We start from the raw sequence: 25488 nt of genomic DNA on the forward strand, positions 1-25488 counted from the left end.
ATCCGGGTCAAACCCGGACAGTTTCATAGTGAATCATTGGTGACGTGCGGCACCCGCCTTGCAAACAATGAATGACTATGCGGTTCACGGGTTGTTTCCCCGGCTCGTCCGCATGCTGGACGCCCCCTCAAGGCTAATAAACGTCCTGAATTGGCCTAATCGTAATAAATCGGGCACCTCTGTCCTTGAATGGTCGCGTGAAGCCGACCGACCGCCGAGGAATCCTCCGGGCGGGCGCCGCCGTCGCCGCCCTCGCGGGAGCCCTCGCCACCGCCTGCGGCACGGAGCCCCGCCCCGCCGCCGCCCCCGTGCCCCGGGGCCCCGCCCCCGCACCCCACGCCGCGCCCGCGCCCCGGCGCCTGCCCGGACAGCCCGCCGAGATCGCCCACGGCCCCCGCGACCGGCCCCGCGTCGCCCTCACCTTCCACGGCCAGGGCGACCCCGCCCTCGCCCGGACCCTCCTCGGCCAGGCCGAGAAGGCCGGCGCCCGCGTCACCGTCCTCGCCGTCGGCAGCTGGCTCGACGCCCACCCCGAGCTGGCCCGCCGCGTCCTCGACGGCGGACACGACCTGGGCAACCACACCCAGCGCCACATCGACATCAACGCCATGACCGAGGACCTGGCCCACGCCGAGATCGCCGCCTGCGCCGACCGGCTGCGCCGGCTCACCGGCTCCATCGGCACCTGGTTCCGGCCCTCCCGTACCCAGCACGCCGCCCCCGCAGTCCTGCGCGCCGCCCGGCGGGCCGGATACCCGCACGTCCTCTCGTACGACGTCGACTCCCTCGACTTCACCTCGCCCGGCGCCCCCGCCGTCGTCCGCAACGTCACCGGCACGGTCCGCGCCGGCTCCGTCGTCAGCCTGCACTTCGGCTACCCGGACACCGCCGCCGCGCTGCCCCTCCTCCTCGCCGACCTCGACCGCCGCGGACTGAGCGCGGTCACCACCACGGAGCTGCTGACCTGATGGCACACCGCACGCAGAGCCACCGCGCACGGAACCACCGCACCACCGGGCGCCTCGCGCCGCGGACCCGGGCCCTCCTCGCCGCCGCCCTCCTCGTCGGCCTCGCCGGCTGCGGCGGCGGCGACCCGGGAGAGGGGGCCGCCCCCGTGAAGGAGGCCGCCCCCGCCGTACCCAAACCGGCGGTGGCCCCCGCAGGGCTCCCCGGGATGCCGCCGCTGCTCGACCCGAAGGACGTCTACGCCGCGGACCGGCCCGACCGGCTCTCACCGGTCGTCAAGAACTTCCCCTCCCGGGTCTACGTCCCCAACACCGCCTCCAACACGGTCTCCGTCATCGACCCCGCCACCTACCAGGTCGTCGAGACCATCCCCGTCGGCAACCAGCCCCAGCACGTCGTGCCCTCCTGGGACATGAAGACCCTCTGGGTCAACAACAACCGGGGCCACACGCTCACCCCGATCGACCCCGCCACCGGCGTCGCCGGGAAACCGGTCGAGGTCCACGACCCGTACAACCTCTACTTCACGCCCAACGGCAAGTACGCCATCGTGATGGCCTCGCTCGACCGTGAACTCGTCTTCCGCGACCCGCACACGATGGAACGGAAGAAGACCGTCCCGGTCAGCTGCTACGGCGTCAACCACGCCGACTTCTCCGCCGACGGGCGCTACTTCGTCGTCTCCTGCGAGTTCTCCGGCGAACTGCTCAAGGTCGACACCGAGAAGATGGAGGTGATCGGCCAGCAGAAACTGCCCTTCGAGGGCGCCATGCCGCAGGACGTGAAGATCTCCCCGGACGGCAAGACCTTCTACGTCGCCGACATGATGGCCCACGGCATGTGGGTCCTGGACGGCGAGAAGTTCACCACCCCGACCCTGCTCCCCACCGGCAAGGGCTGCCACGGCCTCTACATCGGCCGGGACTCGCGCGAGATGTACATCTCCAACCGCGGCGAGGGCACGGTCTCCGTCTTCGACTTCGAGAAGAACAAGCTCACCAAGAAGTGGCACCTGCCCGACGGCGGCTCCCCCGACATGGGAGGCGTCTCCGCCGACGGCAAGGTCCTGTGGCTCTCCGGCCGCTACGACGCCGAGGTCTACGCGATCGACACCACGACCGGCCGCCAGCTGGCCCGCATCCCCGTCGGCAGCGGCCCCCACGGCCTCGCCGTCTACCCGCAGCCGGGCCGCTACTCGCTCGGGCACACCGGGATCTTCCGGTAGCGGGTCAGCCCGCGACGAGGAGCGCCTCCGAGGCCACCGGGCGGTAGCCCGCCGCCTGGAAGACCCGGACGCTGCGGGCGTTGCCCGGGGACTGCTGGGCCCAGACCACCTCGCCCGGAGCGAGGTGGCGGGCCGCCGTCGCCAGGGCCCGGCCCAGACCCCGGTGGCGCACCTCCTCGTCCACCTCGATCGCCGCCTCCCAGCGGCCCGCGACGCCCCGGCCCAGGACCAGCACCCCGCCGTCCGCAGCCCACACCCGGACCTCGTCGCGGAACCCCAGCGCCCGCGCCACCCGGGGGTGCCGATCCCGGACCGGGGCGTCGAGCTCCCGCAGCTCCAGCGGGGGAGGGCCGGGCAGCGTGTCCGCCACGGTGAGCAGGTCGATCGTGTTCATGCGGCGGCCGGTGCGGGCCATGAGCGCGAGCAGGAAGCCCGGGTTCATGCTCGCCGCCAGCGGGTCGCTCGACGTGGCCGCCAGCTCGGCCCGTACCCACGCCGGGTCGGCGTCCGTGAAGACCACCGAGTGGGCGGTGAAGGCCAGCACCCCGGCGTCCCTGGGGTTCGGCTGCGGCACCACCGTCGTCGACCCGTCCGGTGCGGGAAACTCCCCGCGTGCCGCCGCCGCCATGATCACTGCCAGCTGCTCGCTCATACCCCCATCATCCGGGATGGCCGGGCCAGCTAATCTGACCCCCGTCAGAGAAGCACCGAGAAGGGGCGGAAGCAGTGGCGGACATCGAGTCGGCACGCACGGCATTCAACAAGTTCGACGCCGACGGGGACGGTTTCATCACCGCCGCGGAGTACAAGAGCCTCATGGCGAAGCACGGCGACTTCAACGTCACCGAGTCGGTCGCCGAGGTGCTCATCAAGCAGCGCGACGACAACGGCGACGGCGTGCTCTCCTGGGACGAGTTCTGGGCGCACTACAGCAAGGCCTGAGCCGCCGGCCCGGACGGGCGGGGCAACGCTGAGTTGCCGCCCGTCCCGGGCTCGGTGACGATCGTCCGGTGACCCTTCCCGGACCTTTCGGTACCCCGAGCCGTCTGACGGCGGTGATCCTCGCCGCGGTCGCCGTCCTCGCCGTCGCCCTGCTGGGCGCCGGCCTCGCCCAGACGGGTACGGGCGAACTGCGAATACCCGCCGAGGGCACCACCACGGTGCTGCGGCTCCTCGTCCTCACCGGTCTGGCCGTACACATCGGCGAACTCGCCGGACGCCGGCTCGCCGGCGAAGGACCACGGCCCCGCGCCTGGTCCGCCCCCGCCGCCCTCCTCGCCGCGACCGCCTCCGCCGGACTCCTGCTGCTCTTCACCGTCGTCAGCGGACTGAGCACGAGCGTGGTCTACGGACTCCGCGAGGGCCGACTCCTGCTCGTCAGCGCCAACGCCTTCGTACTGGCCGCCCTCTGCGCCGCCTCCCGGCGCCCCGGGCTCGCCGCGCTCCCGCTCGCCCTCGCCGTCGGGGCCGAGGCGCTGCGCGCCCACCCCGAGACCCACCAGCCGCTCCTGGGGACCGGCCTCACCGTCGTCCACCTCACCGCCGCCTCGCTGTGGACCGGCACGCTCCTGTACGTGCTCCGCACCATGCGGCTCAGGGGCGGCGGACGGGACGTCCTCCTCCGGTACGCCCGGATGGCCGCCTGGGCGTACGCCGCCCTCGCCGTCACCGGCACCGTGACGACCCTGCGCAAGCTGCCGCTGGACGCCGTCCTGAACACCGCCTACGGACGGCTGCTCCTCGTGAAACTGGCGCTGTTCGGCGGGGTGAGCATGCTGGCGCTCGCCGCCCGGGGACGGCTGATGTCCGGCGGGAACGCCCAGGCACCCGCGCGCGTGGAGGTGTCCGTCCTCGCGGGGATCGTCCTCGTCTCGGCGCTGCTCACGGTCGTACCCGACCCGCACGGGTTCGCGCGCTGACCGCCGTGTGAGGCCGGCTCCGCCGTGGGGACCGGGCGGTTCGCCGTTCCCTTGACAGCGGATGAGGCGCGCTTCATGATTCAAACGAAATCCAGTGAGTTGACGCACATATGCAACGGATTTCGTTGCTGGGTGCGCCAGTTGTAGCCGAATCCGTGAGTCGACGATGGCTGGAGTTGTCTCGCATGCTGATTCGTCCGATGACCGACGCCGACCTCCTCGAAGCGCATGTCACCGGAGCGCGCCCCCGGTGCGCGGCGGCCGGCGACGGGCCGTGACCGCCGACCACCGCGTCCACGGCGCGCATGAGCTCGCCGCCTGCTGACCCGCACGAGCTTCGAGATCCTCGGTCTCCACGGCGACCACGGCCTGGCCCCTTTCCAAGTGCACTCACCGCGCCTCATCCTCACCGCCACCCCTCGGGAGAACTGACCGACCATGTCCGGCATAGCTGCACGTCCCGCACTGCACCGCATGATCCACGCCCAGGCCGACGCGGTGGAGCGGATGGCCGAGACCGACCTGACCGCCCCGGCCGAGAAGCTGGCCGGAGCCCGCCGCGTCTTCCTCGTCGGTACCGGCACCAGTCGGCACGCGGCCGAGCTGGGCGTGATGATGCTGGCCGACGCGGGCGTGGACGCCCGCTGGGCCTCCGCGGCCCAGTTCGCGCGCTGGGGCGCGCAGATGGGCCCGGACGACGCTGTGGTCGTCATCACCCACACCGCCGAGACGGCGTTCGCGTTGCGGTGCCGCGAGCAGGCGCTGGCCGCCGGAGCGCGCCTGGTCTCCCTGACCGGCATCGGCAGCGGCTGGCCCGACGCGATCGAGACCGTGGAACGCGAGCAGTCCGAGACCTACACCGTCAGCTACACGGCGGCCCTGGCGGTCCTCGCGGGCCTGGCCCACCGGCTGGGCGCCGCGCAGTACGGACCCCGGGAGCTCGGACGCACCGCGGCGGCCGTCCGCGCGGCGTTCGAGGACGCGGCCGTCCACCGGATCGCGCTGCCCGCCCGCGTGCTGGCCGTCATCGGCGCCGGTCCCTGGGCCGTCACCGCTCGCGAGGGCGCGCTGAAGATCCGGGAGGCGTCCCGCACCCTCGCCGAGGGCTTCGAGGCGGAGCACTACCTCCACGGCTCGGCTGTCCCCTTCGGCGCGGCGGACGGGCTCCTGCTGCTGGAACCCGCCGCGGACCCCGACGGGCTGGTCGCCGCGCTCGGTGCGGCCGCCCAGCGGGAGGGAATCGCCGTGAGCACGCTGGAGGCCCCCGAAAACGGTCTCCCGCCCGTCCTGGCGCAGCTGCCCATGACCGTACGTCTGCAACTGCTGGCCGCGCGCTTCGCCGACGTGCGACGGCAGAACCCCGACGTGGCCATCGTCGGCGCCTGGGCCGAGCAGGAGCTGTGGACGCTGGGCGCACCCACCGGCTGAGCACGCCCCACGCCGGACACCGGCAGAGCCCTGACCGGCGCCGAAAGCAGGCACGTACGCGCTGGTCAGGCCCTACATCCTCAGCACTCGATGATGTTCACCGCGAGCCCGCCCCGGGCGGTCTCCTTGTACTTCACGCTCATGTCCGCGCCCGTCTCCTTCATGGTCTTGATGACCTTGTCGAGGGAGACCAGGTGGCTGCCGTCGCCGCGCATCGACATCTTCGCCGCCGTGACGGCCTTGACCGCCGCCATGCCGTTGCGCTCGATGCAGGGGATCTGGACCAGGCCGCCGACCGGGTCGCAGGTCAGACCCAGGTTGTGCTCCATGCCGATCTCGGCCGCGTTCTCCACCTGCTCCGGGGTGCCGCCGAGGACCTCGGCGAGCGCGCCCGCCGCCATCGAGCAGGCCGAGCCGACCTCGCCCTGGCAGCCGACCTCGGCGCCGGAGATGGAGGCGTTCTCCTTGAAGAGCATGCCGACCGCGCCGGCCGCCAGCATGAAGCGGACGATGCCCTCCTCGTCCGCGCCGGGCACGAAGTTCATGTAGTAGTGCAGGACGGCGGGGATGATGCCGGCCGCGCCGTTCGTCGGGGCGGTGACCACCCGGCCGCCCGCCGCGTTCTCCTCGTTCACGGCCATCGCGTAGAGGGTGATCCACTCCATGGAGTGCGCCGCCGGGTCGCCCTCGGAGCGCAGCTTGCGGGCGGAGTTCGCGGCGCGCCTGCGGACCTTGAGGCCGCCCGGCAGGATGCCCTCGCGGGACATGCCGCGCGAGACGCAGGCCTGCATGACCCGCCAGATCTCCAGCAGGCCGGCCCGGATCTCGTCCTCGGTGCGCCAGGCCTTCTCGTTCTCCAGCATCAGCGCGGAGATCGACAGGCCGGTCTCCTTGGCGAGCCGGAGCAGTTCGTCGCCGGTCCGGAAGGGGTACTTGAGGACGGTGTCCTCGGGGACGATCGGGTTCTCGCCCGCGACGGCGTCCTCGTCGACGACGAAGCCGCCGCCGACCGAGTAGTACGTCTTCTCCAGGACGAGGCCGCCCTCGGCGTCGTACGCGAAGACCGTCATCCCGTTGGCGTGGTACGGGAGGGCCTTGCGCCGGTGCAGGATCAGGTCGGCGTCGAAGTCGAAGGGGATCTCGTGCGCGCCGAGCAGGTTGATCAGGCCGCTCGACTTGATCCGCTCGACCTCGTCGTCGGCGGTCTCGACGTTCACCGTGCGGGGCGAGCTGCCCTCCAGGCCGAGCAGGACGGCCTTGGGGGTGCCGTGGCCGTGGCCGGTCGCGCCGAGGGAGCCGTACAGCTCCGCCCGGACCTTCGCGGTGTGCGCGAGCAGGCCCTCGTTCTTGAGACGGCGGGCGAACATCCGGGCCGCGCGCATCGGTCCCACCGTGTGGGAGCTCGAGGGGCCGATGCCGATCGAGAACAGGTCGAAGACCGAGATGGCCACGGAGAACTCCTTGTGGGGGCTAGACGCCGTTGTCTGCCGGGGTGGAGCAGAAAAGCGTGGAGAAGAGCGTGAAGACATGGGGTGGGGCACCGCGCTCACCGTCCAGTGTGCGTGGTGCCCCGATGTTCCGTGCGAACGAACCCCGGAACAAAAGCGTACGAAATTACTACAGGCCGGGGTACAGCGGGTGCTTGTCCGCCAGCGCGGTCACCCGGGCCTTGAGGGACTCGGCCTTCGCGGCGTCGAAGCCGGGCTTCAGGGTCTCCGCGATGATGTCGGCGACCTCGGTGAAGTCCTCGGTGCCGAAGCCGCGGGTCGCGAGCGCCGGCGTGCCGATGCGCAGACCCGAGGTGACCATCGGCGGGCGCGGGTCGTTCGGAACGGCGTTCCGGTTGACCGTGATGCCGACCTCGTGGAGACGGTCCTCGGCCTGCTGGCCGTCCAGCTCGGAGTTCCGCAGGTCCACCAGGACCAGGTGCACGTCCGTGCCGCCGGACAGGACGGAGACACCGTGCTCGGTGACGTCGTCCCGGACCAGGCGCTCGGCCAGCAGACGGGCGCCGTCCAGGGTGCGCTGCTGGCGCTCCTTGAACTCCTCCGAGGCCGCGACCTTGAAGGAGACGGCCTTGGCCGCGATCACGTGCTCCAGCGGGCCGCCCTGGAAACCGGGGAAGACCGAGGAGTTCAGCTTCTTCGCGAACTCCTTCTTCGCCAGGATGATGCCGCCGCGGGGGCCGCCGAGCGTCTTGTGCGTGGTGGAGGTCACCACGTCCGCGTACTCGACCGGGTTCGGGTGGAGACCGGCGGCGACCAGGCCCGCGAAGTGGGCCATGTCGACCCACAGGTAGGCCTCGACCTCGTCGGCGATCCGGCGGAACTCGGCGAAGTCCAGCTGGCGCGGGTAGGCGGACCAGCCCGCGATGATCACCTTCGGGCGGTGCTCCTTGGCGAGGCGCTCGACCTCGGCCATGTCGACCAGACCGGCCTCGTCGACGTGGTACGCGACCACGTTGAACTGCTTGCCCGAGAAGTTCAGGCGCATGCCGTGGGTGAGGTGACCGCCGTGCGCCAGGTCCAGACCCAGGATCGTGTCGCCCGGCTGGGCGATCGCGAACAGGGCGGCCTGGTTCGCGGAGGCGCCCGAGTGCGGCTGGACGTTGGCGTACTCGGCGCCGAACAGGTCCTTGATCCGGTCGATCGCGATCTGCTCGGCCACGTCGACGTGCTCGCAGCCGCCGTAGTAGCGGCGGCCCGGGTAGCCCTCGGCGTACTTGTTGGTGAGGACGGAGCCCTGCGCCTCCATGACCGCGACCGGAGCGAAGTTCTCCGAGGCGATCATCTCGAGGGTGGACTGCTGGCGGCGGAGCTCGGCGTCGACCGCGGCGGCGACGTCGGGGTCCAGCTCGTGGAGGGGAGTGTTCAGAAGCGACATGAATCGATCCCTAGGGGGTCTCGGGCCTGGTCTCAGCCGGCGGAGAACGCGGTGTACTCGTCGGCGGAGAGCAGCTCGTCCGGCTCGCCCGCGACACGTACCTTGAACAGCCAGCCACCCTCGAACGGAGCCGTGTTCACCAGCGACGGGTCGTCCACCACGTCCTGGTTCGCGGCGACGACCTCACCCGAGACGGGGGAGTACAGGTCGCTCACGGACTTCGTCGACTCCAGCTCGCCGCAGGTCTCGCCCGCGGTGACGGTGTCGCCGACCTCGGGGAGCTGTGCGAAGACGACGTCACCGAGCGCGTTGGCGGCGAACTCCGTGATGCCGACGGTCGAGACGCCGTCCTCGGCGTCCGACAGCCACTCGTGCTCCTTGGTGTAGCGCAGCTGCTGGGGGTTGCTCATGGCCTGATTCTCCTGGATCGGGGGAGTACTGATGAACGTGGGTCTTACGGGGTGAGACGCGAAGTGAGACGGATACGTCACTTCCGGCGCGGATGCGTCACTTCTGGCGCTTGTAGAACGGCAGCGCCACGACCTCGTAGGGCTCGTGGGTGCCACGGATGTCCACACCTACACCCTCGGTGCCGGGCGTGGCGTGCGCCGCGTCGACGTACGCGATGGCGATCGGCTTGCCGAGCGTCGGGGACGGGGCGCCGGAGGTCACCTCGCCGATCACCACGCCGTCCTTGACGACGGAGAAGCCGGCGCGCGGGACGCGGCGGCCCTCGGCGATCAGGCCGACGAGCTTGCGCGGCGGGGCGGTCTCGGCGCGCTCGGCGGCCTTCTCCAGCGCCTCGCGGCCGACGAAGCGGCCCTCGTTCGTCGTCTTCTCGAACTTCACGACCCGGCCGAGACCCGCGTCGAAGGGGGTGAGCTCGGTGGTCAGCTCGTGGCCGTACAGCGGCATGCCCGCCTCCAGGCGGAGCGTGTCACGGCAGGACAGACCGCAGGGGATCAGACCGACCGGGGCGCCCGCCTCGGTCAGCGCCTTCCAGACGCCCTCGGCGTGCTCGGGCTTGAGGAACAGCTCGAAGCCGTCCTCGCCGGTGTAGCCGGTACGGGCGATCAGCGCGGGCACGCCCGCGACGGTGCCCGGCAGGCCGGCGTAGTACTTCAGACCGTCCAGGTCGGCGTCGGTGAGCGACTTGAGGATGCCGGGGGACTCCGGGCCCTGGACGGCGATCAGGGCGTACGCGTCGCGGTCGTCGCGGACCTCGGCCTCGAAGCCGCCGGAGCGGGCGACCAGCGCGTCCAGGACGATCTGGGCGTTGGAGGCGTTGGCGACGACCATGTACTCGGTCTCGCCGAGGCGGTAGACGATCAGGTCGTCGAGGATGCCGCCGTCCTCGCGGCAGATCATCGTGTAGCGGGCGCGGCCGACGCCCACCGTCGAGATGTTGCCGACGAGGGCGTGGTCGAGGAGCTCGACGGCCTGCGGCCCGGTGACGGTGATCTCGCCCATGTGCGAGAGGTCGAAGAGACCGGCCTTGGTGCGGACGGCGACGTGCTCGTCGCGCTCGCTGCCGTACCGGAGCGGCATGTCCCAGCCCGCGAAGTCGGTCATGGTCGCGCCCAGGGAACGATGCAGGGCCAGGAGGGGGGAGCGGCGCGCAGCGCTTTCGTCTGGGGCGGTGGCGGGCGACGGGTGGGCGGTCGGACGGGGGGCAGTGCTCATGGGTGGCTCCCGGATCCCAAGGGCGTGATCGGTGACGAACACATGACGGCGAGGACGTCCTCCCCATCTGTCATGGAACCTGAGAGGTTCACCGAGAGCATCTCGTCACCGAGAGATCGGCTTGCACCTTGGGTGGGGACACGGCAGGGTGTCCCGCTTTTCAGATCTGCCTCATCCGCGCGGTACGGGGCCTGAGAGATTCAAGGGAGGGTCTTGCTCCTTCGGCGCCCGGACGCGCTGTGCGGTCCGGAACTCTCCCGCGCGGATTCGAGCGGCCGGTATGCGATTGTGTGGCGACTGTGCGCGCCTGGCGCGCACATCATTGCACGAGGGCCCGGCGGGGCAAATCGCTTGTGTCTCATTACTGTTTCTTTACACTTCTTGGGCAAGGGTCTCCTGAGGCCCGGCAGGGGGGAGAAGCGATGAGGTTCCAGCACACCGGCGCATACGCTCCGAGTACGGGCATACCGTCCCAGCGGGCCCGCGCCAGAACCCGTCGCCGGGGCCGGCTCCTGCGGGACCTGCGCGAGCGCGGCGGCCGCGGCCCCCGCGCCCTCACCTTCGCCGCCGGCGACCTCGTCGTCGTCTCCGGGCTGCCCGGCAGCGGCAAGTCCACCCTCATGAAGCGCGCCGCCGAGGGCACCGGCATCGACTCCCAGGACGCCCGCGAGCGCTGGGAGGCCCGCATGCCCCGCCTCCTGCCGTACGCCCTCTACCGCCCCCTCGTCCGGCTCGCCCACTACGCCGGGCTCCGCCGCGCCCTGCGCTCCGGCGCCGGGGTGATCGTCCACGACTGCGGCACCCAGTCCTGGGTGCGGGGCTGGCTCGCCCGCGAGGCCCGCCGCCGCGGCCGTGCCCTGCACCTCCTGCTCCTCGACGTCACCCCGGACTGCGCCCGCGCCGGCCAGCGCGCCCGCGGCCGGGGCGTCTCGGCCTACGCGATGGCCCGGCACCGGCGGGCCGTCGCCCGGCTCCTCCGGGCCGCCGAGTCCGGCAGCCTGCCGCACGGCTGCGCCTCCGCCACCCTGCTCGACCGGGACGCGGCGGACGCGCTGCGGAGGATCGGCTTCCGGGAGGCCGCCTGACGGCCGCCCCCGGGTCCCGGGCCGCCGCGTTCCGTACCCTTTGGGCCACGCCGCCACCGGGGCGGCGTTAGGGTGCTGCCGGGCGGCCGGTGCGGCAGGCCGTGCGAGAAGGGGAAACGGGACCGTGGACGTGACGTGGCCGGGCAATGAGCTCGAAGAGGTCCTTGCCGCCTCACTCGGCAACCCGGAGGCCGGCGGTCGGCTGGTCGAAGTACTCGGCCGCAGCCCCGTCTGGGTGCCCCTGCCCAACGGCGGCAGCGCCGAGAGCACCGACCTCGACCTCCCCACCCTGGAGATCGACGGCGCGGCGTACGTCCCCGTGTTCAGCTCCGAACAACAGTTCCTCGCCTGCGTCGGCGACCACATGTCCTTCACCGTCGCCCCCGCCCGCGACTTCGCCCGCGGCCTGCCCCCGCAGCTCGGCATCGCGGTGAACCCCGGCGGCACCGTCGGCGTCCCGCTGCCCCCGCCCGCCGTCGTCGAACTCTGCCGTGCCGGACGCACCCCGCTCGACGGCCCCGCGAGCGGCGGCCGGGTCCGCCTCTTCGAGCCCGACTGGCAGGACGACCCCGTCGACTTCCTCTCCGCCGCCGCCGCCGAGTTCGAGGCCACCGGCGTCGTCGTCACCGCCCGCCGCGCCCTCGCCAGCGTCGAGGGCACCGAACCCGCCCTCTTCGTCGGCGTCCAGCTCTCCGCCTGGGACGGCATCGACCGCAACGCACCCCTGGACGCCCTCGGCCGCGCCCTCGGCCGGGTCGAGGTGGCGTGGCCGGTCAACCTCATCCTGCTCGACATGGCGCAGGACCCGGTCGGCGACTGGATGCTGGAGCGGGTGCGCCCCTTCTACCAGCGCGCCGCCGGGTGAGCGGCCCCCTGCTTAAGCTGAACTGAACCGGTAGCTGGACAGACGTGGTGGACGAAAGAGGGGCGGGACCCAGGGTGAGCGCGTCAGGCACCGCTGCGACCGATCAGGTCGAGCACACGCTGCGCCAGGTGGCACCCGGACGCTACGACGCGTACGAGCAGTTGCTGCACGCCCTCGCGGACGGCGAACTCCGGATGCTGCTCTGGCACGGCTCGCCCGGCACGGCCGACGCCCAGTACGGGAACATGGAGGTCGACGGCTTCGGCTACGCGCCCTGCGTCACCTCCGACCGGGAACTCGCCGCATCCGGCTGGAACCGCGCCCACGAGCTGGTCACCGGCCGCGAGATCGCCCGCGCCCTCTACCCCGACCGCTGGGGCGTCTGGCTCAATCCGCACGCCCCCGGCGGCGGCCTCGGCATCCCCTGGGCCGACCTGCGGCGGATCGCCACCGGCCTCGACCGGATGCCCGCGGGACCCCTGCGGGTCACCGATCCCACCCTGGAGATCCCGCAGTTCTACGCCCTGCTCACGCAGAACGCGCACCGCACCCCGGCCGTCCGCGCCCTGCGCCGCGGCTGGGTGCAGCCCGCGCTCGGCTCCCCGTACCTCGTCATCGGTCTCGACCTGTACGACACCTCCACGGCCGCCGTCGACGCGGTCCGCGCGATGATGCGCCAGTCGATCGGCGCCGTACCCGAGGGCCTGCCCGTCTCCACGGTCGCCCTCTCCGACGCCTACGACCCGGTGGCCCTGTGGCTGCGGGCGAACGGACGCCCCTTCTACGACCGCGAGGCACACGCCGGACGCGGCTCCGCGCCCGTCCCCGGATACGGCTACCCGCCTCCGGCTCCGTCCGGATACTGAGACGCACCTCGTCCGGCGTTCCGCCCCACCGGCCTCCGTGGTTCGCTCCGGAGGCTTCCCTTCGCCCCAATTACGACCTCGGACCGCCCAGTTGAGCGACATGTCCGATTGGGGGGAAGAGCGACCGAGATGGTCCGCTCACGTGATCACGACGTCCGGATAACGGAAGTCGCAGCACCGCATCACGTTTGAGCAAACATTCCTCGTCAGGGCTGGCGGGTGATCGCAAGCGCATTGAAGACTCCCCGGAACACCGGGCGTTCAGCTCCTTTTCGAGCACATGCCCAGCAGGTTGTTCCACCGAGCCGCTACCCGCGGCGGGCAAGGGCCGGCTACCGGCGGCCGAGAGGGGTCCTCACCACGATGACGGCACCACTGCACGAGACGAGTGCGGGCGAGCCGACCTCCGTCGACGCCGCGCCCGACGCACCCGGCACGCCGGACGGATCCGGCGCGACCGGCACCATCGGCAAGGCGATCGAGGGCCGCTCGCCCTGGAAGATCGCCTGGACCCGCCTCAAGCGCGACAAGCTGGCCCTCGCGGGCGCCTTCGTCGTCCTCTTCCTCGTCCTGGTCGCGATCTTCGCCCCGCTCATCGTCGGACTCCTCGGCCACCCGCCGGACGAGTTCCACGAGGACCAGATCGACCCGCTCTTCGGCACACCGATCGGTTCCTGGGGCGGCGTCAGCGGCGACTTCCTCTTCGGCGTCGAGCCGGTCAACGGCCGCGACGTCTTCAGCCGCATCGTCTACGGCGCCCGGATCTCGCTGCTCGTCGCCTTCCTCGCGGCGGTCTTCGCGGTCGTCCTCGGCACGATCCTCGGCATCATCGCGGGCTACTTCGGCGGCTGGATCGACGCGGCCCTCAGCCGTGTCATGGACGTGATGCTCGCCTTCCCGCAGCTGCTCTTCACGATCGCCCTGGTCTCCGTCCTGCCCAACGAACTCCTCGGCCTCGACGGCTCGGGCGTCCGCATCGCCGCCCTGGTCGTGGTCATCGGCTTCTTCGGCTGGCCCTACGTGGGCCGCATCGTCCGAGGCCAGACCCTCTCGCTGCGCAACCGCGAGTACGTGGAGGCCGCCCAGAGCCTCGGCGCGGGCCGCCTCTACATCCTCCGCCGTGAGCTGCTGCCCAACCTGATCGCCCCGATCACGGTCTACGCGACGCTCATGATCCCCACCAACATCCTCACCGAAGCGGCGCTCAGCTTCCTCGGCGCGGGTGTGAAGCCTCCGACGGCCTCCTGGGGACAGATGCTGTCGACCGCCATCACCACCTACGAGTCGGACCCCCTGTTCATGGTGATCCCCGGCCTCGCGATCTTCATCACCGTCCTGGCGTTCAACCTCTTCGGCGACGGCGTGCGTGACGCGCTCGACCCGAAGGGCTCCCGCTGACCGCTCGCCGACGACCCGCTTGACCCGCCCCTGCCGCTGGCGACAGGAGGCCCTTCCCAATCGGCGCGCCGTACCCGGCCGCCACTACCCGGAGGTTGCGAGACCCATGACTCTGATGAGCTCTCAGAGGCGCAGAATCGCCGCGGGCGCGCTGCTCGCGGCGGCCACGATGGTCGTCACCACCGCCTGCGGCGGCGACAGCGGCGGCGGCGACAAGGGCAAGGACGGTGCGCCCGGCTTCGACGCCGGTGTGAACAAGGTCGCCAACGCCTCCTCCAAGAAGGGCGGCGAGCTGAAGTTCATCGGCTCGCAGGAGGCCGACAACTGGGACCCGCAGCGCGGCTACTACGGCTTCGTCTGGGACTTCCAGCGCTACTACACGCGCCAGCTGGTCACCTTCAAGGCCGAGCCGGGTGCCGCCTCCACCGAGCTCGTCCCGGACCTCGCCACCGACGCCGGCAAGGTCTCGCCCGACGGCCTCACCTACACCTTCACGCTGAAGGACGGGGTGGCCTGGGAGGACGGCAAGCCGATCACCTCCAAGGACATCAAGTACGGCATCGAGCGCATCTGGGCGCAGGACGTCATCTCCGGCGGCCCGATCTACCTGCAGCAGGTCCTCGACCCCAAGAGCGAGTACAAGGGTCCCTACAAGGACACCTCCGCGGACAAGCTCGGCCTCAAGGCGATCGAGACCCCGGACGACAAGACCATCGTCTTCAAGCTGCCGGTCGCCAACGGTGACTTCCTGCAGATGCTGGCCATGCCGGCCGCCTCCCCGGTCCGCCAGGACAAGGACACCAAGGCCAAGTACGGCCTGAACGTGTTCTCCTCGGGCCCGTACAAGTGGGAGTCGTACACCCCCAACAAGTCCATGAAGCTCGTCCGCAACGACAAGTGGGACGCCAAGACGGACACCGTCCGCAAGGCCCTGCCGGACAAGATCAGCGTCACGTTCACCACGAACGCCGACGACATGGACAACCGTCTGGTCGAGGGCGAGTACGACCTCGACATCAACGCGACGGGCGTCGGCGCCTCCGCCCGCCAGAAGGTGCTCCAGCAGCACAAGGGCAACGTCGACAACCCGCAGACGGGCTTCATCCGTTACGCGGTCTTCCCGCAGACGGTCATCCCCAACATCGAGTGCCGCAAGGCCATCATCTACGCGGCCGACTCGAAGTCCCTGCAGACCGCCCGCGGCGGCCCGCAGGCCGGTGGCGACATCGCCTCCAACATGCTGCCGCCGGCGATCAAGGGTGCCGACCCGAAGGCCGACCCGTACGGCAAGCTCACGGGCGCCCCGGACCTCACCAAGGCGAAGGAAGCGCTCGCGAAGTGCGGCAAGCCGAAGGGCTTCAAGACCACGATCGCGGTCCGTAACAACAAGAAGATCGAGATCGCGACGGCCGAGTCCCTCCAGCAGTCGCTGAAGGCCGTCGGCATCGACGCCCAGATCGACCAGTTCGACGGCGCCCAGACCTCCGGCATCATCGGTTCGCCGAAGGTCGTCAAGGAGAAGGGCTACGGCATCATCATCATGGGCTGGGGCGCCGACTTCCCGACCGGTCAGGGCTTCCTCCAGCCGCTGGTCGACGGTCGCTTCATCCTGCAGAGCGGCAACAACAACTTCTCGGAGCTGAACGACAAGGCCATCAACGGCCTGTTCGACCAGGCGCTGAAGGAGACCGACCCGGCCAAGGCCGGCGAGCTCTACAAGCAGATCAACACGAAGGTCTCGGAGGCCGCGGTCTACCTGCCCTTCACCCACGAGAAGAACATCATCTGGCGCAGCTCCCGGCTGACCAACGTCTACACGGCCGACGCCTACAACGGCCGCTACGACTACGCGTCGCTCGGCGTCGTCAAGTAATCCGACCCGCTTCACCGGCGCACCACCCGCCGCCAGGTCCGAAGGGCAGGTGATGGCCGTTGGCGGCGGCCGACCGCATGCTTGCATACATAGTCCGACGGCTCTTCGCAGTCGTCGTGATGCTGCTCGTCGTCACTCTGGTGACGCTCAGCATCTTCTTCCTCATCCCCAAGATGACCGGCAGCGACCCTGCCGCGATGTTCGTCGGCAAGCAGGCGGATCCGGCTTCCATCGAGGCCATCCGGCAGAAGCTGGGCCTGGACGAGCCGATCCTGGTGCAGTTCTGGCACTTCGTCTCCGGCATCTTCGTCGGACGTGACTACACCGGCGGCGGTGACACCATCCACTGCGCGGCGCCCTGCTTCGGCTACTCGTTCCGCACCGAGCAGGACGTGTCGTCGATGCTGGTCGACGCCTTCCCGGTCACCCTCTCGATGGTCATCGGCGCCGCGGCGCTGTGGCTCGTCCTGGGCGTGTCCACGGGTGTCGTCTCCGCGCTCAAGCGGGGCACGATCATCGACCGCGCGGCCATGATCACCGCGCTCGCCGGTGTCTCGCTGCCCATCTTCTTCACCGCCATGCTGGCCATGCTGGTCTTCCGTACCCAGCTGGGCTGGCTCAACGCCTCGTACGTACCGATCACCGAGTCCTTCGGCGGCTGGTTCGGCGGGCTGCTGCTTCCCTGGGTGACCCTCGCCTTCCTGTACGCGGCGATGTACGCGCGGCTCACCCGCGCCACCATGCTGGAGGTCCTCGGCGAGGACTACATCCGCACCGCACGGGCCAAGGGCCTGCCGGAGTCGGTCGTGCTCGGCAAGCACGCCATGCGCTCCACCATGACCCCCATCCTGACCATCTTCGGCATGGACCTCGGCGCCCTCGTCGGCGGCGCGATCCTGACCGAGACCGCGTTCAGCCTCCACGGCCTCGGCGGCCTCGCCATCAAGGGCGTGAGCGAGCGCGACCTGCCGCTGATCCTGGCCGTCACGCTCATCACCGCGGCCTGCGTCGTCGTCGCCAACCTCGTCGTGGACCTTCTGTACGCGGTGATCGACCCCCGAGTGAGGCTCGCATGACGGACAAGCTGACGAAGACCGGCGCGGCGGTCGGAGAGCCCGTCGCCACCGGCTCCGCGCCCTCCGAAGCCTTCCTCGACGTACGCGACCTCAAGATCCACTTCCCGACCGACGACGGTCTGGTCAAGTCGGTCGACGGCCTCAGCTTCCAGCTGGAGAAGGGCAAGACCCTCGGCATCGTGGGCGAGTCCGGCTCCGGCAAGTCGGTCACCTCGCTCGGCATCATGGGCCTGCACACCGTCGGCCAGTACGGCCGGCAGAAGGCCAGGATCTCCGGCGAGATCTGGCTGAACGGGCGCGAGCTCCTCACGGCGGACCCCGAAGAGGTCCGCCGGATGCGCGGCCGCGACATGGCCATGATCTTCCAGGACCCGCTGTCCGCGATGCACCCGTACTACACGGTCGGCCACCAGATCGTGGAGGCGTACCGCGTCCACCACGCCGTGGACAAGAAGACGGCGCGCAGGCGGGCCGTCGAACTCCTCGACCGGGTCGGCATCCCCGAGCCCGCCAAGCGGTTCGACAACTACCCGCACGAGTTCTCCGGCGGCATGCGCCAGCGCGCGATGATCGCCATGGCGCTCGTCAACAACCCCGCGCTGCTCATCGCCGACGAGCCGACCACCGCGCTCGACGTGACCGTGCAGGCCCAGATCCTCGACCTGATGCGGGACCTCCAGAAGGAGTTCGGCTCCGCGGTCGTCATCATCACCCACGACCTCGGCGTCGTCGCCGAGCTCGCCGACGACATCCTCGTGATGTACGGCGGGCGCTGCGTCGAGCGCGGACCGGCCGAATCCGTCTTCTACGAGCCCCAGCACCCCTACACCTGGGGCCTGCTCGGCTCGATGCCGAGGATCGACCGCGACCAGACCGAGCGGCTCATCCCGGTCAAGGGCAACCCGCCCAGCCTCATCAACATCCCGAGCGGCTGCGCCTTCAACCCCCGCTGCCCGTACGCGGACGTCCCCAAGGGCGGCGTCACGCGCACCGTGCGGCCGGAGCTGGAGCCGGCCGGGGACCGCCACTTCTCGGCGTGCCACATGCCGCAGGAGGAGCGGACCCGCATCTGGACCGAAGAGATTGCGCCGAAACTGTGAGCGACAACATGGAACCTCTGCTCAAGGTCACCGGCCTGAAGAAGCACTTCCCCATCAAGAAGGGGCTTCTCCAGCGCCAGACCGGCGCGGTCAAGGCGGTCGACGGGATCGACTTCGAGGTCTTCCCCGGTGAGACCCTCGGTGTCGTCGGCGAGTCCGGCTGCGGCAAGTCCACGATGGGGCGGCTCATCACCCGGCTGCTCGAACCGACCGACGGCACGGTCGAGTTCCAGGGCAAGGACATCTCGCACCTCGGCATCTCGGGCATGCGCCCGTTCCGCCGGGACATCCAGATGATCTTCCAGGACCCGTACGGCTCGCTGAACCCGCGACACACGGTCGGCACGATCGTCTCGGCGCCCTTCAAGCTCCAGGGCGTGGAGCCCGAGGGCGGCGTGAAGAAGGAGGTCCAGCGCCTGCTGGGCCTGGTCGGCCTGAACCCGGAGCACTACAACCGCTACCCGCACGAGTTCTCCGGCGGCCAGCGCCAGCGCATCGGCATCGCCCGCGCGCTGGCCCTGAAGCCGAAGCTGGTCGTGGCGGACGAGCCCGTGTCGGCCCTGGACGTCTCCATCCAGGCGCAGGTGGTGAACCTGCTGGACGACCTCCAGCAGGAGCTGGGCCTGACGTACGTGATCATCGCGCACGACCTGTCGGTCATCCGGCACGTCTCGGACCGCATCGCGGTGATGTACCTCGGCAAGGTCGTGGAACTCGCGGACCGCAAGTCCCTCTACGAGAACCCGATGCACCCGTACACCCGGGCCCTGATGTCCGCGGTCCCGATCCCGGACCCGCGCCGCCGGGGAGCGAAGAGCGACCGCATCCTCCTCACCGGCGACGTCCCGTCCCCGATCGCCCCGCCGCCGGGCTGCCGCTTCCACACCCGCTGCTGGAAGGCGACGGAGGTCTGCCGGACCCAGGAACCCCCGCTGGTGGAACTCCGCCCGGGCCAGCGCGTGGCATGCCACCACCCGGAGAACGCGGAGTCCCTGACGATCCCGGGGGCGAGGCAGTCGGTGGAGATCACGACCGCCCCGAAGCCGGAGGAGCCGGAGGCCGAGGCGGAGACGCCGGAGCCGGAGGAGCCGGTGGCCGCCGACGAGGCGGAGACGCCGGAGCCCGAGGAGCCGGTGGCCGCCGACGAGGCGGAGACGCCGGAGCCGGAGGCCGACGCGCCGAAGGCGTGACGCGAGGAGGGCCCCTGGTGCCACAAGGCACCAGGGGCCTTCGCGCGCCCGGGGGTTCGAGGGCGGTGCCCCCGGTCCCGGCAGGGTTTCGGGACGGGGCGGGCTGGGGAATCCCGGCCCCGCCCACGGCCCGCGCCCGCCCCCGCCCCCCGACCCGGGGAGCCCCCGCGGCCCCCGTGGGAACAACCGGCACAATTGGGCGGTGCTCCACGACCTGTTCACCCCCTCCGTCCAACACGCCCTCGATCTCGTCGGCATCTTCGTCTTCGCCATCTCCGGCGCCCTCCTCGCCGTCCGGAAGAACTTCGACGTCTTCGGCATCGCCGTCCTCGCCGAGGTCACCGCCCTCGGCGGCGGGCTCTTCCGCGACCTGATCATCGGCGCCGTACCCCCCGCCGCCTTCACGGACCTGGGCTACTTCCTCATGCCCCTGATCGCGGCGGTGCTCGTCTTCTTCCTGCACCCGGAGGTCGAGCGCACCCAGACCGCCGTCAACGTCTTCGACGCGGCCGGCCTGGGCCTGTTCTGCGTCACCGGTACGACCAAGGCGTACGACTACGGGCTCGGCCTGACGTCCTCCGCCGCGCTCGGCCTCGCGACGGCCGTCGGGGGCGGTGTCCTGCGGGACGTGCTCGCCAACGAGGTGCCGTCGCTGCTGCGCTGGGACCGCGACCTGTACGCCGTCCCGGCCATCGTCGGAGCCGCGATGGTCGTCCTCTGCATCCGGTTCGACGCCCTGAACGCGTTCACCAGCGGCGCCGCCGTCGTCACCGCCTTCGTGCTGCGGCTGCTCGCGCTGCGCTACCACTGGCGGGCGCCCCGCGCCTGGAACCGGCGCTCCACCGCCCGCGAGCAGCCAGAAAAAGCTACCGCTCAGTAGCCCTCTGGGGTACCGTCGCAACCATGAGCACGAGCACCGAGACGAGCCCCACAGGGACGAACGCGGCGACGGCCGCGCCGGCCGCCGCGACGAGCGAGTTCGACCGCGACACCGCCGTCACCCGCCGCGAACCCGGCGTCTACGACGCGGACCTCTCCGCCGGCTGGACGATCATCGCCGCGGTCAACGGCGGCTACCTCCTCGCTCTCCTCGGCCGCGCGCTCGGCGACCACCTCCCGCACCCGGACCCGTTCACGATCTCGGCGCACTACCTGACGCCGTCCGTGCCCGGCCCGGCCGTGATCAGGACGGAGACCGTCCGCACCGGCCGGACCCTGTCCACGGGACAGGCCTCCCTCTTCCAGTACGCCGAGGACGGCACCGAGGTCGAGCGGATCCGGGTGCTCGCCTCGTACGGCGACCTGGACGCGCTCCCCGACGACGTCCGCACCACCGCGACCCCGCCGGCGATGGCGGCGATCGAGAACTGCTTCGGCGCCTCGGACGGCCCGACGCCGCAGATCCCCGGCTCCTCGGCGATCACGGAGCGGCTCGACATCTGGCTGGACCCCTCCTGCGTCGGCTGGGCGGTCGGCGCGCCGTCGGGCAAGGGCGAGATGCGGGCGTGGTTCGGCCTCGCGGACGGCCGGGAGCCGGACGCGCTCTCACTGCTCCTGACCGTCGACGCACTGCCCCCGACCTCGTTCGAGCTGGGCCTGAAGGGCTGGACGCCCACGGTCGAGCTTACGACCCACGTCCGCTGCCGCCCGGCCCCCGGCCCGCTGCGGGTCTCGATCACGACCCGCAACCTGGCCGGCGGATTCCTGGAGGAGGACGCGGAGGTCTGGGACAGCGCGGACCGCCTGGTGGCCCAGTCCCGCCAGCTGGCGCGCGCACCGCGCGGCTGACGGACCGAGGGTCCGCCCCGCCCCTTCGCACCGGGCGGGGCACGGTCCGATCCGGCCACCCTCCGGGGCCGGCGGCGCGGACTCGTAGAATCGATCCACCATGGCTTACCTCGACCACGCCGCGACCACGCCGATGCTGCCCGAGGCGATCGAGGCGATGACCGCCCACCTCGCCGTCACGGGCAACGCCTCCTCCCTGCACGCCGCCGGACGGCGGGCCCGGCGGACCGTCGAGGAGGGGCGCGAGACCCTCGCCGCCGCCCTCGGCGCGCGGCCGAGCGAGGTCGTCTTCACCTCCGGAGGCACCGAGGCCGACAACCTCGCCGTGAAGGGCCTCTACTGGGCCCGCCGCGACGCCGACCCCCGCCGCACCCGCGTCCTGGCCAGCCCCGTCGAGCACCACGCCGTGCTCGACGCCGTCGACTGGCTCGCCACCCACGAGGGCGCCGAGGTCGAGTACCTGCCGGTGGACCGGCACGGCCGGGTCCACCCCGAGGCCCTGCGCGAGGCCATCGCCCGGGACCCGGAGTCCGTCGCGCTCGCCACCGTCATGTGGGCGAACAACGAGATCGGCACGATCATGCCGGTCCGCGGGCTCGCCGACGTCGCCGCCGAGTTCGGCGTCCCGCTGCACGCCGACGCCGTCCAGGCCGTCGGCCAGGTGGAGGTCGACTTCGCGGCCTCCGGCCTCGCCGCGATGACCGTGTCCGGCCACAAGATCGGCGGCCCCTACGGCATCGGCGCCCTGCTCCTGGGCCGTGAGTACACCCCCGTACCCGTGCTGCACGGCGGCGGCCAGGAGCGGCATGTGCGCTCCGGCACCCTGGACGTACCGGCCGTCGCGGCCTTCGCCGTCGCCGCCCGGCTCGCCGCCGAACGGCGCGAGGAGTTCGCCCGCGAGGTCGGCGCACTGCGCGACGAGCTGGTGACCGCCGTCCGTACGCTCGTCCCCGACGTGATCCTCGGCGGCGACCCGGCCGACCGGCTCCCGGCCAACGCCCACTTCACCTTCCCCGGCTGCGAGGGCGACTCCCTGCTCCTGCTGCTCGACGCGGCCGGCATCGCCTGCTCCACCGGCTCCGCCTGCACCGCCGGCATCGCGCAGCCCAGCCATGTCCTGCTGGCGACGGGCACCGATCCGGACCTGGCCCGGGGCACCCTGCGCTTCTCGCTCGGCCACACCTCGACGAAGGAGGACGTGGCGGCGGTCGCGGACGCGATCGGCCCGGCCGTGGAACGGGCGAGGACCGCGGGCCTGACCTGAGCCGACGGGAGGAGGAGACCCTCACGCCCGGAATCGGCCCCGCACCCGCACCCGGCCCCGCACCCGGGCAGGGCCCCCGCCCCGCCCCTCACGCCCGCGTCTTCGACGCCTCCCGCACCAGCCTCATATAGCGGTCCCAGTCCCAGTGCGGCCCCGGGTCGGTGTGGTCCGTCCCCTCGACCTCCACATGGCCGATGATGTGCTCCCGGTCGACAGGTATCCCGTGCCGCGCGCATATGTCGGCCGTCAGCCGCGCCGACCCCGTGTACATCGCCGCCGTGAAGTCCTGCGGCCGGTCGACGAAGCCCTCGTGCTCGATGCCGACGCTCCGCTCGTTCATGTCGCGGTTCCCGGCGTGGAAGGCGACGTCGAGCTCCCTGATCATCTGCGCCACATGCCCGTCCTTCCGGACGACGTAGTGCGCCGCGGCCCCGTGTCCGGGGTCCTTGAAGACCCTCAGCGCGCTCGCGTAGCTGCCCTGGACGACATGGATCACGACCCGGTCGATCCGGTAGTCGTCCGGCCGGTCGGCCCGCCGCCAGTTCGCCCGCGCCGCCGAGGTCCACTCGGCGCCCTTGTGGTCGAGCTCGCCTTCGGCCCGCTTCTTCTCCATGCCGGGCAGCCGCCACCACGCGCGCGCCAGCTCCTCCCTGGCCAGCGCGGCCGTGCCCAGCACGGCGACCCCGCCGCCGAGCAGCACCGCACGCCGCCCCACCCGCCTGTCCCCACCGTTCCCCTTGCTCCCCATGCCACCGAGAACGCTCACTACCGCGACCGTGGTTCCCGCGGCCCCGTACCCTGGTAGGGCTATGACTCAGACTCCGCCCCCGCGCCCCCTCACCCGCCCCCTCCGGGTACTTGCCGCCATGTCAGGCGGAGTGGACTCGGCCGTCGCCGCCGCCCGTGCCGCCGAAGCCGGTCACGACGTCACCGGTGTGCACCTCGCCCTCTCCGCGAACCCGCAGTCCTTCCGCACGGGCGCGCGTGGCTGCTGCACCATCGAGGACTCGCGCGACGCGCGCCGGGCGGCCGACGTGATCGGCATCCCGTTCTACGTGTGGGACCTCGCCGAGCGGTTCCGCGAGGACGTCGTCGACGACTTCGTCGCGGAGTACGAGGCCGGCCGTACGCCCAACCCGTGCCTGCGCTGCAACGAGAAGATCAAGTTCGCGGCGCTGCTCGACAAGGCGCTCGCCCTCGGCTTCGACGCGGTCTGCACCGGCCACTACGCCACGGTCGTCCTGAACGAGGACGGCACCCGTGAGCTGCACCGGGCCTCCGACATGGCCAAGGACCAGTCGTACGTGCTCGGCGTGCTCGACGAGAAGCAGCTCGCGCACGCGATGTTCCCGCTGGGCGACACCCTCACCACCAAGGACGAGATCCGGGCGGAGGCCGAGCGGCGCGGGCTCGCGGTCGCGAAGAAGCCCGACAGCCACGACATCTGCTTCATCGCCGACGGTGACACCCAGGGCTTCCTCGCCTCGCGCCTGGGCAGGGCGGAGGGCGACATCGTCGACGAGGCGGGTGCGAAGGTCGGCACCCACGAGGGTGCGTACGGCTTCACGATCGGCCAGCGCAAGGGCCTGCGGATCGGGCACCCGGCGGCGGACGGCAAGCCGCGCTACGTCCTCGACATCTCGCCGGTGAACAACACGGTGACGGTCGGCCCCGTCGAGGCCCTGGACGTCACGGGCCTGACCGCGATCAAGCCCCGCTGGTGCGGCACCGCCCCGGCGGGCGAGGGCCGCTACACGGCCCAGCTCCGCGCCCACGGCGGCGAGACCGAGGTCACGGCCCTCCTGGCGGACGGCGCGCTCACGGTCGCCTTCGACGAGCCGGTCCGCGGTGTGGCCCCCGGCCAGGCGATCGTGCTGTACGACGGCACGCGCGTGGTGGGCTCGGCGACGATCGCGACGACGGCACGTCGCACGGCGGCGGAGCCGGAAGAGACGACGGCTGCGGCGCGGGCGTAACCCCCGGACGCTCGCGGCAGCGGGGGAGGACTACCCCGCCCCCACTCCCACCGGCTCCCGGTCCTCCGTCAGGAACTCCTCCAGGACCGGGGCCAGCACATGCGGGGCCACCTCGTGGGTCTGGCCCGTCAGAGTGCGGTGCCGGGCCCGGGGGAGGGCCGCCGTCAGCGCGCGGGCCGTGGCGCGGGTCCCCGCCGGGCTCGCGCCCCCGTCGACCACCAGCACGCGCGCGTGGACCCGGTCGAGCCGCCGCTCCGGCACCGTCCCCTCGTCGAGGACCGCGAGGTCGTACGCGAGGGTGTGCGCCAGGTCCGCGGCCCCCGGCCGCAGTTCCGCCGGCACCGCCGAATCCGCCAGGAACAGATCGAGCGCCGCCGCCCGCCGCCCCCGGGCGAGCAGCGCGGCCACCCGCCGCCACCGCGCCGCGGCCTCCGCCGGACAGGACGGTTCGTAGACCGAGACGGGTCCCGCCGAAAGGCCGGCGGCGACAGCGGCCAACGCGAGCGTGCCGCCCGTGCCCGTCCCGTGCAGGGCCGTACCGGAACCGCTCTCCCCGACCACCGCGGCCAGGTCCTCGATCTCCCGCTCCACCGCGTACGGCCCGGTGTCGCCGCTCCCGCCGCGCCCCCTCCGGTCGTAGGCCACCACCGAGAACCGCCGGGCCAGCAGCCCGGCGAGCGCCCGCTCGCCCGCGGCCGTGCCCAGCGCGCCGCTCACCAGGACGACCGGCGGCCCCTCCCCGTACCTCTCGTACGCGATCGACGTCCCGTCGCGTGACGTGACCCGTCCCCGGAACCCGCTCGGCGTGCCGCTCACCTCATCCATGGCAGGTGAGACCGGAGCCGTCACCGGAACTCATCGCCCCGGGCAGAGAATTCCCGAGAAGACTTCGGACCGGGCGGA

24 protein-coding genes and 2 riboswitches are annotated in these 25488 nt (G+C 71.6%); of the genes, 17 read left to right on the forward strand and 7 right to left on the reverse strand.

Features of this window, described 5'->3' with window-relative positions; all coding sequences use genetic code 11:
- Positions 1-197 precede the first annotated feature (197 nt).
- Both ABT154_RS13080 and ABT154_RS13085 read left to right on the forward strand, forming a co-directional pair.
- A complete protein-coding gene (locus ABT154_RS13080; RefSeq protein WP_351856520.1) occupies positions 198-968 on the forward strand; it encodes a polysaccharide deacetylase family protein in 771 nt (256 codons plus the stop codon).
- Positions 968-2191 (forward strand): YncE family protein, encoded by a 1224-nt coding sequence (locus tag ABT154_RS13085; protein WP_351856522.1) that lies wholly within the window; start codon positions 968-970, stop codon positions 2189-2191. The genes ABT154_RS13080 and ABT154_RS13085 overlap by 1 nt, the downstream gene beginning before the upstream one ends.
- Before the next feature lie 4 nt (positions 2192-2195).
- Here the strand turns inward: ABT154_RS13085 and ABT154_RS13090 are convergent, their stop codons facing one another.
- A complete protein-coding gene (locus ABT154_RS13090; protein WP_351856524.1) occupies positions 2196-2843 on the reverse strand; it encodes a GNAT family N-acetyltransferase in 648 nt (215 codons plus the stop codon).
- Between the two features lie 74 nt (positions 2844-2917).
- On the opposite strand from ABT154_RS13090, the gene ABT154_RS13095 reads away from it, so the two are divergent.
- The 3 genes from ABT154_RS13095 to ABT154_RS13105 all read left to right on the forward strand — a co-directional run bounded on the left by ABT154_RS13095 (position 2918) and on the right by ABT154_RS13105 (position 5538).
- Positions 2918-3133: an EF-hand domain-containing protein gene (locus ABT154_RS13095; protein WP_317875566.1), complete on the forward strand. Its 216-nt coding sequence runs from the start codon at positions 2918-2920 to the stop codon at positions 3131-3133.
- Between the two features lie 68 nt (positions 3134-3201).
- Positions 3202-4110, forward strand: a complete 909-nt coding sequence (locus ABT154_RS13100; RefSeq protein ID WP_351856526.1) for a CopD family protein — start codon at positions 3202-3204, stop codon at positions 4108-4110.
- Between the two features lie 438 nt (positions 4111-4548).
- Complete coding sequence (locus ABT154_RS13105; protein ID WP_351856528.1) at positions 4549-5538, forward strand: SIS domain-containing protein; 990 nt, start codon at positions 4549-4551, stop codon at positions 5536-5538.
- An 80-nt stretch (positions 5539-5618) separates the two neighbouring features.
- Here the strand turns inward: ABT154_RS13105 and ABT154_RS13110 are convergent, their stop codons facing one another.
- The 4 genes from ABT154_RS13110 to gcvT all read right to left on the reverse strand — a co-directional run bounded on the left by ABT154_RS13110 (position 5619) and on the right by gcvT (position 10104).
- Positions 5619-6989 carry an L-serine ammonia-lyase gene (locus ABT154_RS13110; RefSeq protein ID WP_351856530.1) on the reverse strand — a complete coding sequence of 457 codons (1371 nt, stop codon included), beginning with the start codon at positions 6987-6989 and terminating at the stop codon, positions 5619-5621.
- 166 nt (positions 6990-7155) lie between these two features.
- Positions 7156-8421, reverse strand: a complete 1266-nt coding sequence (glyA, locus tag ABT154_RS13115; RefSeq protein WP_351856532.1) for a serine hydroxymethyltransferase — start codon at positions 8419-8421, stop codon at positions 7156-7158.
- A gap of 32 nt (positions 8422-8453) precedes the next feature.
- Positions 8454-8831, reverse strand: coding sequence for a glycine cleavage system protein GcvH (gene gcvH / locus ABT154_RS13120; RefSeq protein WP_351856534.1), 378 nt, complete (start codon positions 8829-8831; stop codon positions 8454-8456).
- 97 nt (positions 8832-8928) lie between these two features.
- Complete coding sequence (gene gcvT, locus ABT154_RS13125) at positions 8929-10104, reverse strand: glycine cleavage system aminomethyltransferase GcvT (protein WP_351856536.1); 1176 nt, start codon at positions 10102-10104, stop codon at positions 8929-8931.
- Between the two features lie 57 nt (positions 10105-10161).
- Positions 10162-10273: riboswitch (glycine riboswitch) on the reverse strand.
- A 1-nt stretch (position 10274) separates the two neighbouring features.
- Positions 10275-10374, reverse strand: a riboswitch (glycine riboswitch).
- Between the two features lie 152 nt (positions 10375-10526).
- Here gcvT and ABT154_RS13130 point away from each other — a divergent pair.
- The 11 genes from ABT154_RS13130 (at position 10527) to ABT154_RS13180 (ending at position 22609) form a co-directional block, all read left to right on the forward strand.
- Positions 10527-11189: an AAA family ATPase gene (locus ABT154_RS13130; protein WP_351856538.1), complete on the forward strand. Its 663-nt coding sequence runs from the start codon at positions 10527-10529 to the stop codon at positions 11187-11189.
- Positions 11190-11313: 124 nt separating this feature from the next.
- Entirely contained in the window at positions 11314-12054 is a 741-nt protein-coding gene (locus ABT154_RS13135; protein WP_351856540.1) for an enhanced serine sensitivity protein SseB, read from the forward strand.
- A 74-nt stretch (positions 12055-12128) separates the two neighbouring features.
- Complete coding sequence (locus tag ABT154_RS13140) at positions 12129-12920, forward strand: enhanced serine sensitivity protein SseB C-terminal domain-containing protein (RefSeq protein WP_351856542.1); 792 nt, start codon at positions 12129-12131, stop codon at positions 12918-12920.
- A gap of 363 nt (positions 12921-13283) precedes the next feature.
- Positions 13284-14318 carry an ABC transporter permease gene (locus ABT154_RS13145; protein WP_351856544.1) on the forward strand — a complete coding sequence of 345 codons (1035 nt, stop codon included), beginning with the start codon at positions 13284-13286 and terminating at the stop codon, positions 14316-14318.
- A gap of 106 nt (positions 14319-14424) precedes the next feature.
- Entirely contained in the window at positions 14425-16191 is a 1767-nt protein-coding gene (locus ABT154_RS13150) for an ABC transporter substrate-binding protein (protein ID WP_351856546.1), read from the forward strand.
- Positions 16192-16268: 77 nt separating this feature from the next.
- Positions 16269-17267: an ABC transporter permease gene (locus ABT154_RS13155; protein ID WP_351856548.1), complete on the forward strand. Its 999-nt coding sequence runs from the start codon at positions 16269-16271 to the stop codon at positions 17265-17267.
- On the forward strand, positions 17264-18367 hold the full coding sequence (locus tag ABT154_RS13160) for an ABC transporter ATP-binding protein (protein WP_351856550.1): 1104 nt from the start codon (positions 17264-17266) through the stop codon (positions 18365-18367). Before ABT154_RS13155 ends, ABT154_RS13160 begins: the two co-directional genes overlap by 4 nt.
- An 8-nt stretch (positions 18368-18375) precedes the next feature.
- A complete protein-coding gene (locus ABT154_RS13165; RefSeq protein WP_351856552.1) occupies positions 18376-19557 on the forward strand; it encodes an ABC transporter ATP-binding protein in 1182 nt (393 codons plus the stop codon).
- 202 nt (positions 19558-19759) lie between these two features.
- Entirely contained in the window at positions 19760-20437 is a 678-nt protein-coding gene (locus tag ABT154_RS13170; RefSeq protein ID WP_351856554.1) for a trimeric intracellular cation channel family protein, read from the forward strand.
- 23 nt (positions 20438-20460) lie between these two features.
- The gene (locus tag ABT154_RS13175) at positions 20461-21345 is read left to right on the forward strand and encodes a thioesterase family protein (RefSeq protein WP_351856556.1); all 885 of its coding nucleotides are present in this window, start codon (positions 20461-20463) and stop codon (positions 21343-21345) included.
- A gap of 100 nt (positions 21346-21445) precedes the next feature.
- Complete coding sequence (locus ABT154_RS13180; protein WP_351856557.1) at positions 21446-22609, forward strand: cysteine desulfurase family protein; 1164 nt, start codon at positions 21446-21448, stop codon at positions 22607-22609.
- 88 nt (positions 22610-22697) lie between these two features.
- Here ABT154_RS13180 and ABT154_RS13185 read toward each other — a convergent pair whose 3' ends face one another.
- Positions 22698-23357, reverse strand: coding sequence for an N-acetylmuramoyl-L-alanine amidase (locus ABT154_RS13185; RefSeq protein WP_351856862.1), 660 nt, complete (start codon positions 23355-23357; stop codon positions 22698-22700).
- 61 nt (positions 23358-23418) lie between these two features.
- On the opposite strand from ABT154_RS13185, the gene mnmA reads away from it, so the two are divergent.
- Positions 23419-24585 carry a tRNA 2-thiouridine(34) synthase MnmA gene (gene mnmA / locus ABT154_RS13190; RefSeq protein WP_351856559.1) on the forward strand — a complete coding sequence of 389 codons (1167 nt, stop codon included), beginning with the start codon at positions 23419-23421 and terminating at the stop codon, positions 24583-24585.
- A 30-nt stretch (positions 24586-24615) separates the two neighbouring features.
- Here the strand turns inward: mnmA and ABT154_RS13195 are convergent, their stop codons facing one another.
- Positions 24616-25410, reverse strand: a complete 795-nt coding sequence (locus tag ABT154_RS13195; protein WP_351856561.1) for an alpha/beta fold hydrolase — start codon at positions 25408-25410, stop codon at positions 24616-24618.
- Between the last annotated feature and the right edge of the window lie 78 nt (positions 25411-25488).

The sequence above is a fragment of the Streptomyces sp. NPDC001728 genome, from assembly GCF_040297565.1.
Classification (GTDB): Bacteria; Actinomycetota; Actinomycetes; order Streptomycetales; family Streptomycetaceae; genus Streptomyces.